General features: G+C 42.8%; 8 protein-coding genes. 2 read left to right on the top strand and 6 right to left on the bottom strand.

The genetic code is table 11. The features are described from left to right. Positions 1–48: 48 nt before the first annotated feature. Positions 49–1,062, bottom strand: coding sequence for a lipoyl synthase (lipA, locus tag GW12_RS04300; protein WP_034583945.1), 1,014 nt, complete (start codon positions 1,060–1,062; stop codon positions 49–51). 219 nt (positions 1,063–1,281) lie between these two features. On the opposite strand from lipA, the gene sthA reads away from it, so the two are divergent. Continuing rightward, the gene (gene sthA / locus GW12_RS04295; RefSeq protein WP_034583943.1) at positions 1,282–2,697 is read left to right on the top strand and encodes a Si-specific NAD(P)(+) transhydrogenase; all 1,416 of its coding nucleotides are present in this window, start codon (positions 1,282–1,284) and stop codon (positions 2,695–2,697) included. Positions 2,698–2,795: 98 nt separating this feature from the next. Here the strand turns inward: sthA and GW12_RS04290 are convergent, their stop codons facing one another. The 5 genes from GW12_RS04290 to GW12_RS04270 form a co-directional block, all read right to left on the bottom strand. After that, entirely contained in the window at positions 2,796–3,125 is a 330-nt protein-coding gene (locus GW12_RS04290) for a four-helix bundle copper-binding protein (protein WP_034583940.1), read from the bottom strand. Positions 3,126–3,395: 270 nt separating this feature from the next. Next, on the bottom strand, positions 3,396–4,361 hold the full coding sequence (locus GW12_RS04285) for a TauD/TfdA family dioxygenase (RefSeq protein ID WP_034583939.1): 966 nt from the start codon (positions 4,359–4,361) through the stop codon (positions 3,396–3,398). A 189-nt stretch (positions 4,362–4,550) separates the two neighbouring features. Next, positions 4,551–4,685 carry a hypothetical protein gene (locus GW12_RS16095; protein ID WP_034583937.1) on the bottom strand — a complete coding sequence of 45 codons (135 nt, stop codon included), beginning with the start codon at positions 4,683–4,685 and terminating at the stop codon, positions 4,551–4,553. Continuing rightward, positions 4,678–5,892, bottom strand: a complete 1,215-nt coding sequence (locus GW12_RS04275) for an MFS transporter (protein WP_034583934.1) — start codon at positions 5,890–5,892, stop codon at positions 4,678–4,680. The genes GW12_RS16095 and GW12_RS04275 overlap by 8 nt, the downstream gene beginning before the upstream one ends. Before the next feature lie 220 nt (positions 5,893–6,112). Then, entirely contained in the window at positions 6,113–7,195 is a 1,083-nt protein-coding gene (locus GW12_RS04270; protein ID WP_034583931.1) for an OmpW family protein, read from the bottom strand. Positions 7,196–7,517: 322 nt separating this feature from the next. Between GW12_RS04270 and GW12_RS15855 the strand changes: the two genes are divergently transcribed. Continuing rightward, positions 7,518–7,694, top strand: coding sequence for a hypothetical protein (locus GW12_RS15855; RefSeq protein WP_171077662.1), 177 nt, complete (start codon positions 7,518–7,520; stop codon positions 7,692–7,694). The last annotated feature ends 19 nt before the right edge of the window (positions 7,695–7,713 follow it).

Raw genomic sequence — 7,713 nt, 5'->3', positions numbered from 1 at the left:
TTAACTGACTGGCATTACTCACATGGAGGGCTTTTCATATCAGCTCAATTAAGCTTCGATGGTTTGTACGGCAATTTTCTTGGCAGGATCCGTCTTACGACGTACGGCTGGTACTGGCTCGCCGTAGTATTGACGATCTGCAAAGTAACTTGAACGTACCATTGGTGCAGACCAGATATTTTTAAAGCCGAGTTTGCGGCCATGCTCTGCATAACGCTCAAACTCTTCTGGTGTTACAAAGCGGTCAATTGGCGCGTGCTGCTTAGAAGGCTGCAGATACTGACCAATCGTCACATAATCCACGTCATGCGCTTTCAGGTCATCCAGCAGGGCAATCACTTCTTCTTCAGTTTCACCAATACCGACCATCAAACCACATTTGGTTGGGATATCCGGGCAGTATTCTTTAAACATTTTTAGCAAGTTTAAAGAGTGCTGATAATCTGAACCTGGACGCATCGCTTTATACAGGCGTGGCACAGTTTCAATATTGTGGTTGAATACATCTGGCGGACATTCAGTCATGATACGTAGGGCGATATCCATACGACCACGGAAGTCAGGTACCAGAATTTCTAATAGGGTATTTGGGCTTAATGCACGTGCTTCTTTAATACAGTCGACGAAATGCTGTGCACCACCATCCAAAAGGTCATCACGGTCAACCGAAGTGATCACGGCATATTTCAGACCGAGGTTGGCAATGGTTTCAGCCATGTGACGTGGTTCGTCTGGGTCCAGTGCATTTGGACGGCCGTGAGCAACGTCACAGAATGGACAACGACGGGTACAGATATCACCCATGATCATGAAGGTTGCCGTACCACCCCCGAAACATTCTGGCAGGTTAGGACAAGCAGCCTCTTCACAAACAGTGTGCAGTTTTTGCTGACGCAGGGTGGTTTTAATACGTTGCACTTCATCCGGCGCGGCCATTTTGACACGAATCCAGTCCGGTTTTCTTGGAGCTTCAACCGTAGGAACAACTTTTACAGGAATACGCGCGACCTTTTCCGCGCCGCGAAGTTTGACACCCTGTTCAGGTTTACGGTTTTCAGACATATTCAACTTTTCCACTGTTTTTGAAGGGAGGAGATTATCAAAGATAGCGCTTTTATTATAACGGACTTAGGTAAAAATAGGGTAAAAAGCACTATTCATTTAAAAAATGTTCTCATCACACAATATATGTCAGTTAAATACACCAAACTGACATGATTTACGTCATAATATGTGGCAAATAGATATTGCAGATGAAATTAATTTATAAAGGAGCGTTGAATGCCACGTAAGAAAGAGGTCGTTAGTGGGGCTTTCGTTAAGTATGATGCGGTAGTTCTAGGTTCAGGCCCTGCGGGCGAAGGCGCGGCAATGAAGCTTGCAAAATCTGGCAAACGCGTTGCAATTGTCGATATGCGTGAACAGTTAGGCGGTAACTGTACACACGTAGGTACAATTCCAAGTAAGGCACTGCGTCAGACAGTATCAAGCATTATCCGTTATCAACGTGATCCAATGTTCCAAAAAGTCGGTGAATGGAAACAATTCACCATGAAGCAGGTGCTTCGTAACGCGCACAAAGTGATCCAGCAACAGGTGGATACACACTCACGTTTTTATGACCGCAATAAAATCGATATCTTCCACGGTCGTGCCTACGTTCAGGACGAAAATACCATTTTCGTATTTAGCCCGGAAGGCATTAAAGAAACCATTCAATTCCAGCAATTGGTGATTGCAACAGGTTCTCGCCCTTACCGTCCTGAGATTCTGGACTTTAATCATCCTCGTGTATTTGATTCAGACAAAATTCTGGATCTGGATTATTCCATTCAAAAAATCATTATTTATGGCGCCGGCGTAATTGGTTGTGAATATGCATCGATCTTTATCGGTCTGGGCCACAAGGTTGACCTGATTAACACCCAACCAAAACTGCTCAGCTATCTGGATGATGAAATCTCTGACGCACTGTCTTATCACTTACGTGAACAGGGCGTATTGATCCGTCACAATGAACAGATCGATTATCTTGAAACTACGGATGATTATGTCGTTCTGCATACTCAAAGTGGCAAGAAGATTAAAGCAGATGCGATCCTGTGGTGTAACGGCCGTTCCGGTAACACTGATGGTTTAGGTCTGGAAAATGTGGGCCTGAAACCCAACAGCCGTGGTCAATTAACTGTAAATGATCAGTATCAGACTGAAGTCGAAAATATCTACGCGGCTGGTGACGTGATTGGTTGGCCTTCATTGGCTTCTGCTGCCTATGACCAAGGTCGTTGTGCAGGTGCCAACATGAGTGGTGAAGAAAACGTTAAACCGGTAACAGACATTCCAACCGGTATTTACACCATTCCGGAAATTTCTTCGATTGGTAAGACTGAACAGCAGCTGACTGAAGAAAAAATTCCGTATGAAGTCGGTCAGGCATCTTTCCGTCATCTGGCACGTGCGCAGATTACTGGTGACACCGTGGGTGAACTGAAAATCCTGTTCCATCGTGAAACTTTGGAAATTCTGGGTGTCCACTGCTTCGGTAATAACGCTTCCGAAATTATTCACATTGGTCAGGCAGTCATGAACAGTCCGAACAATACCATCAAGTATTTCGTGGAAACCACATTCAACTATCCAACCATGGCGGAAGCGTATCGTGTAGCAACACTGAATGGTATGAACCGTCTGTTCTAAGTTAAGTTTTAACTTAGAAAATTAAACCCGTAAGTTTTGGCTTGCGGGTTTTTTATTATGTGCTCGGCTAAAAATAAAACTGAAAATGAATATTTGAATTAGGCCGCCATTTTACGACATTTTTCAGCACAGCGGCGACAGGCTTCAGCACATTGCTGGCAATGCTCATCTTCATGGTGTCCGCATTCTTCTACACAATAATCACAGGCTTTGGCACACAGCTCACAAATCTGTTTCATAAAAGGAGACTGTTTTTGGGTCATGCGTGCACAGAGCTGGCACAGATCAGAACAGTCTAAACAGCGTTGGATACATTCACGCATCATTTCCAGATGTTCTTCTTTTAGGCATGAACTGGCACAGTTGGTACAGGCGAGAGAGCAGGTCATGCAGGCTTGGACACATTCGGAAAATTGAATCTCTTGCATCTTGTTCTCCTTTTATAGAGATATTCCTAAGTTCATCAATACGCTAATCAGAAAAAGACAGCTACACGATGAGGTTTAAGTGAAAAAAGGTAAGTTATGCACGGGTCGTGTTAATGCAGGAAAAGCGACAGGAAAATTTAGGTCAACTAGATCTAAGTGAAAATGGGTAATGCCAACAGAAAAAATAAAGAAAAACACCATTGGGCGGTCAGGATACTCAATGGTGTAAAAGTCAGAATATGTATAATTATTGATCTTTGCTTATTGTTATTAATACGGACGGCTACCTGCCAGACTGATACGTTTTAACAGACGACGCTGATCAGCCGGGAAAGGGCGACGCGAGTGTAAAGTCACCTGATTGTCCCAGAATACGATGTCACCAACTTCCCAGTTATGCTCATAGGAAAATTCAGGTTTTTGCACGTGCTCACGCAATTCTGCAATTAACTTACTACCTTCCTGATCATCATAATTCACCAGCTCTACTTCAGTATGGGTGTTCAGCCATAGTGCCTTACGACCACTTTCTGGATGGGTACGTACCAGCGGATGCGGGTAGGCATGACTTAAAATTGGTTGATCTTTAAATCGGTATAGTGGGCTTGTGCCATAACCTTGATCATTACTTACATCTTTGGTTTTTTGGCGACGTACAAATGGGTTGTAGGTAATCAATTGTAGATTATCAATATGTGCTTTTGTTGCTTCGTCTAGTGCTTCATAGGCCTTGATGGTGTTATACCAAGTGGTTTGACCACCATCTTTTGGCAGTTCAATTGCATAAAGCAAAGAACCGAAAGAAGGAAGCGGTGTCCATTGGTGATCGGCATGTGGAGTGAGTTCGCCATGACCGGTATAGTCGCCCTGACCAACGGCATTAGATACGGGTACTACGTCTGGTGGTACGCCAGTATCTGATTGCGCTGCAAGAACTGGGGTATCTGGGCTTGGACGGAAAATTGAACCGAAATAAGTGGCAAAGGCCAAGTACTGCAAATCATCCAAGCTTTGATTTTTGATAATCAAGATCAGATGCTCAGCCAATGCCTGTTTTAATTTTAAAATGGTTTCGCCAGATTGGGCTTTACGGGCATCCAGCCCATACACCACTGCGCCCAGGGCAGCATCATGTTGGGGAACGATTTGAATCTCTTCCGGATTCTGGAACTGGTCTGGCTGATGCCAACGTGGCGCATCATGAATAGCTTGTGATAATTGCGATAAACTGGTCATTGAAAAGTCTCATCATTGTTTTGTCATGATCAAAATGTATGAGACTTCTGTACTTTAGCAAAATGATTAAAAATGCTAAGTTTATGAAATAGCAATGAAATTTATTTATTCTACTGTTTTTATTACTTTTAGTTTTTTCTACACTGAAAATCGGGAATTTTGCTGATGATTTGGCAACAGTTTGTATGATTAATGCGCACAAAAGGCCTGATTAAAGTATTCAAATAATTGTGGTGTCTGGCTCCATAGCAGCAGAGCAAGCGCCAATAACAGTACCAGACTCATACTGATGATGAGTTTGAATAGAAAGCCTGAATCAGTCATGAACAATCTGCTCCTCATTGACACAGAAATGCACCAGTACGCCAAAGATACTTAAAACAATTGATAGCATCCACACGGCATTATAGTTACCCGCCAGATCATGATTCACACCACCCAGCCAGCCGCCAAAGAATGAACCGACCTGATGGGTAAAGAACACGATTCCACTCAGCATGGTGAGGTATTTTACCCCAAACATATTGGCCACGATACCATTGGTCAGCGGTACGGTAGATAGCCACAATAATCCCATAATGACACCAAAGGCATACACTGTCCATGTGGTAAGGGGCAGCAGCAAAAAGGCAATAATGGCGACACCACGCAGGCCATACAGGCCCATGAGCAAATGCGGTTTGGAGTACTTGCCACCGAGCCAGCCGGCGGTATAGGTGCCAACTATATTAAACAGACCAACAAGTGCTAAGAACACTGTTCCTGTAGTGGCATTAAAACCATGGTCAATCAGATAACCCGGTAAGTGAATTCCGATAAATACCACCTGAAAGCCGCAGACAAAAAAGCCCAGTGCCAAAAACCAGAACGGTTTGTGATTTTTTGCAATCACCAGAATCTGCTTAAAGCTCAGCGAGGGTGTGTTGGCGACAGGAACAGCATTGGGATTTTTATAAATGGGAGCTTTCAGCATCCAGGCGAGGGGAACAATCAACGCAATGAGAATGGCACTGACAATCAGGGCAGCTGACCAGCCAATGCTTTGTAGTAGCAGTAAGGTGGAGGGCAGCATAATAAACTGCCCGAATGAGCCAGCAGCACTAGCGATCCCCATTGCCAGACTGCGTTTTTCAGGATGAGCAGCGCGACCAACGGCAGATAGCAGTACCGGGAAGGAAGTTGCAGACAAGGCAAGGCCCATAATCAGGCCCACACTGACATTCAATAGTAATGGGGTTGAACTGACGGCCATCAGCAATAGCCCGAGTGCATATAGGGCACCACCAACAGCAACCACCAGCTTGCTGCCATATTTATCTGCAATTGCGCCTGTGACCGGCTGAACTGCACCCCAGATCAGGTTTTGCATGGCGATCGCCAGACTGAAGACATTGTGACCCCAGCCAAATTCATGGCTCATCGGCACCAGATACAGGCCGAACGCATGTCGTACACCCAGAGACAAAGCCAGAATAATTGCTGCACCGATGAGCATATAGATAAGTGGCTTGGAAAACTGGCTGTCAGACATAAGAAACTCATCCTGTGGGCATTGTTACTTATGTTAGTCGATTCAACTTATTGTCGCGATAGAATAATAATTACTTAAAAGATAAATTTTTTTTATGTGTATGAGTGTTAAGGAAAATCAGTTTTAAGCGGATTTGATTCCAGACTCATTTTCTTGTGACATTCAATTGTGTACTTGTGAATAAAAAAGCAGAGTGAGACTCTGCTTTTTGAGGATCTGTTTAGAAACGTATACCGATCCCGGCATAAGCAAGTAGAGGATTTACCTCAATGTCTGCTTTGGATTCAATTAATTTTCCAAAGTGATCATCAATTACTGTGATTGTAGTTTCATTCTTTAAATGCGCATAGCTGATGGATCCTACTGCAAACCACTTGTCATTAAAGTCATAAGTAAAACCTGCAGTCACCACTGGAGCAAAGGTATCTGTAGCATCCAGTTTAACTTTTGGATTGGCTTTTTCATTCGGTGTATTTTCTAATGATGCTCCAGCCTTATTATCCAGAATATTGGCAATCATATGTCCAGCTTTGATTAAATCCTGTTCCGTCTGTGGATTGATTTCTAGTTCGTTAAAGTAGGCATACATCAAGCCTACGCCAATATAAGGACGGAATTTATTTACGCCAGTTTTGCCAAAGTGATACTGGAACTCAAAAGCTGGTGTCCATGCACGGGCGGAAGCAGTGGGCCCATAGGCTTCCAGATCTGTAATTTCGATATCCTTCTTCAGTACGATATCAAGTGGAAGCTCAATGCTACCCAAAGTAGGAGTCGCAGTTCCTGAGAAAGGTGCATAAATTCTACCTTTGCCTTGGAGATCAACTTTAGGTGGAATACCTGCTTTTATTTCTAATGAAACATTATCTGTAAAGAAGTAATTGGTCATGATGCCTAGTGTTGTAACATCATCAGCTTCTAAACCAGTGCCCGGATTATTCCATTCAGATAGGCCATTGATTTCTGTTGAGCCGCTTAGACTTGCAGGTAATGTACCTCCTGTGAAAAAGCCTATCCCTTCTAATAAAAGTTTCACTGCATTCTGATTTACTGATGGATCCAGATTGTTAAGGACAGTATCAACACCAATCGCACCATTCCTATAGCTTTCACCATTCTGAACAGCAGTATTGACTTTGAATGGCTGTGCCTTACCTTGTGGCATCACATGCAAAGCACCCACTGATACAGAAAAACGTTTAAAGCCATCTCCATCCTGAAGGCTGAAATAAGACGTATCAGCATAGCCTAATGTTGGTAATAGAATCGTGGACCCGATCATTGTCCCTAAAATTCCTTTCATTTGAATTCCTTGTTTCATTTATTCATCTTTGTTTTTGTTTTTTTATCAAACTAAACTTATTTGAATAAGTCTGTATGGAAAACAAGTAGAATAAGTAAGTGAAAGGTTAATAAATAAAGCGATCTATTTCAGTGTGTTTTATTATTTGAGTGTTAATGTAATCCATCTTTTTAAAAGTAGCACTTGGCTATGGTGATTGGTATTCACATACAATGATAAATTTATAGTTTTATTATCAATTGCTTAATGAAATTTAAACGCTTAAGTTGTACATCGGTCACTTTTTTTATACAATAGCCACAGTTATTTTTGAGTCAATCTAATGAGCTCCTCAAATACTCCCAAGAAAAAGCCTTTGGTGAATTTACCTTTTCCATTGAAAAAAGCTGAATCGACGTCTGAAGAGGTTTATGAAGACTTGCGTCCAAAACCGAGACATTATGCGGATCGAACCTGGATGCCACCACGTGGTACCCGTAAATCCATGGGTAAACGCTAATTGTCTTGTCCTGAAATAG

The sequence above is a fragment of the Acinetobacter sp. HR7 genome (assembly GCF_000773685.1).
GTDB classification, from domain to species: Bacteria; Pseudomonadota; Gammaproteobacteria; order Pseudomonadales; family Moraxellaceae; genus Acinetobacter; species Acinetobacter thermotolerans.
The sequence above is the reverse complement of the archived record's forward strand: the minus strand, read 5'-3'. Positions and strand labels throughout refer to the sequence as shown.

Coding starts and splice junctions, on each gene's coding strand:
- GW12_RS04270 (WP_034583931.1), bottom strand. CDS start 7,195: ATGAAAGGAATTTTAGGGACAATGATCGGGTCCACGATTCTATTACCA.
- GW12_RS04290 (WP_034583940.1), bottom strand. CDS start 3,125: ATGCAAGAGATTCAATTTTCCGAATGTGTCCAAGCCTGCATGACCTGC.
- GW12_RS15855 (WP_171077662.1), top strand. CDS start 7,518: ATGAGCTCCTCAAATACTCCCAAGAAAAAGCCTTTGGTGAATTTACCT.
- GW12_RS04285 (WP_034583939.1), bottom strand. CDS start 4,361: ATGACCAGTTTATCGCAATTATCACAAGCTATTCATGATGCGCCACGT.
- lipA (WP_034583945.1), bottom strand. CDS start 1,062: ATGTCTGAAAACCGTAAACCTGAACAGGGTGTCAAACTTCGCGGCGCG.
- sthA (WP_034583943.1), top strand. CDS start 1,282: ATGCCACGTAAGAAAGAGGTCGTTAGTGGGGCTTTCGTTAAGTATGAT.
- GW12_RS04275 (WP_034583934.1), bottom strand. CDS start 5,892: ATGTCTGACAGCCAGTTTTCCAAGCCACTTATCTATATGCTCATCGGT.
- GW12_RS16095 (WP_034583937.1), bottom strand. CDS start 4,685: ATGACTGATTCAGGCTTTCTATTCAAACTCATCATCAGTATGAGTCTG.